This is a genomic window from Vibrio sp. S12_S33, from assembly GCF_963889785.1.
Taxonomy (GTDB): Bacteria; Pseudomonadota; Gammaproteobacteria; order Enterobacterales; family Vibrionaceae; genus Vibrio; species Vibrio aestuarianus.
In genome coordinates this window covers 1-1,202 of record NZ_CAWPQZ010000157.1, presented here as the reverse complement: position 1 = coordinate 1,202, position 1,202 = coordinate 1, and the positions used below count along the sequence as shown (strand labels likewise).

At 38.9% G+C, this 1,202-nt stretch carries 1 protein-coding gene; it reads right to left on the bottom strand.

The features are described 5' to 3' along the window. Positions 1-192: 192 nt before the first annotated feature. Complete coding sequence (locus tag AACW06_RS19620; protein WP_192076338.1) at positions 193-939, bottom strand: Abi-alpha family protein; 747 nt, start codon at positions 937-939, stop codon at positions 193-195. Positions 940-1,202 lie beyond the last annotated feature (263 nt).

The window sequence follows — 1,202 nt, the reverse complement described above, 5'->3', positions numbered from 1 at the left end:
TCAGGTTGTTCAAACATCCATTTCGACCAAGCCAACTTGCCGAAAACACGGGACGAATTCTCAATGAAATCGTAGCGTTGACCTTAAAAACCCATCAAACACATAACGCCGCATTAAGGTGTGAGCGGCGCTTGCCTATACTTTGAGCGAAGCGAAAACGGCAAGCGTTGTGAATCACTCTTAAATGCTTTGTTAACTGCCCTGTTCAAACCCAGCTACGGGAATTGTGGCTTTTACAAATAACTTACCAAACTCCGTAAGCATCATTTTACTATGACGTTTCAGCCCGAGCTGTGTTCTATTAACTCCAGGTGCAGTCGTATTCCAAATAGGGTCTTCTTTTATAACTGGCCATTGGACTAAAGATAACGATTCCAAATGTGAATAGTAAATATCAATCGAGTCAGGGTTAGCCAGCAGATCAAGAGGAATTGAATTTTTAGTTATTACACGATTTTCAAAACGATTATTGGAATGGTTAAGATCCATTTTATCTTCAATATCAAAATCTTTAAAACTTAGTTCATATAACATTACCGCTTCATCAGGCGAAAGCTGTGAGATGATCGTAGCAAACGAAGGATGAACGTTCGACTGAGTTTTACTGGAAGATGCATTGATAAGTAATTCTTCAAACATTTTCCACAATGGATTATCTGAATCCAAGTACTTCATCTTTTCTAAACTAACAGAAGTTACTTCTGCAGGAGCCTGAACTAATTCTTGTTCAGGAACCCTTATATTCAGGTTTTGAAGAAATAGCTCAAACCGATCTTGGAAGGAAGCAGCTATTTGTAAGGGAGCGAGCAGCAACCTAGCAGACTTAACAACATCAACACCAATTTTACTTACTTCAACCATAGGTGAAGAAATAGCATCATCGTATGCTTTTTCAACAACCTTTGAATTTATAACTTTTTCAACAACGTTTTCATCCATCAATTTTTCCTCGTTGTGTGCAATCTGCTTGGGGCAGTTAACGCCGCATTAAGTGGTGAGCAACGCAGACCACTGAACTAAAAGCATTGTGCCGTAAACACTGAAATTGAAGCAAACCAAAAACGCCGAGCGTTGGGAATCCGTCTTAAATGCTTTGTTATGCAAATTCAATAAGATAAACCAGAAGTTACACCAAATTTGATTAAGAAAACAATCAAAATGTTGGTTAAGTGAACCAAGAATCAGCCAAAGCCCGAACCGTG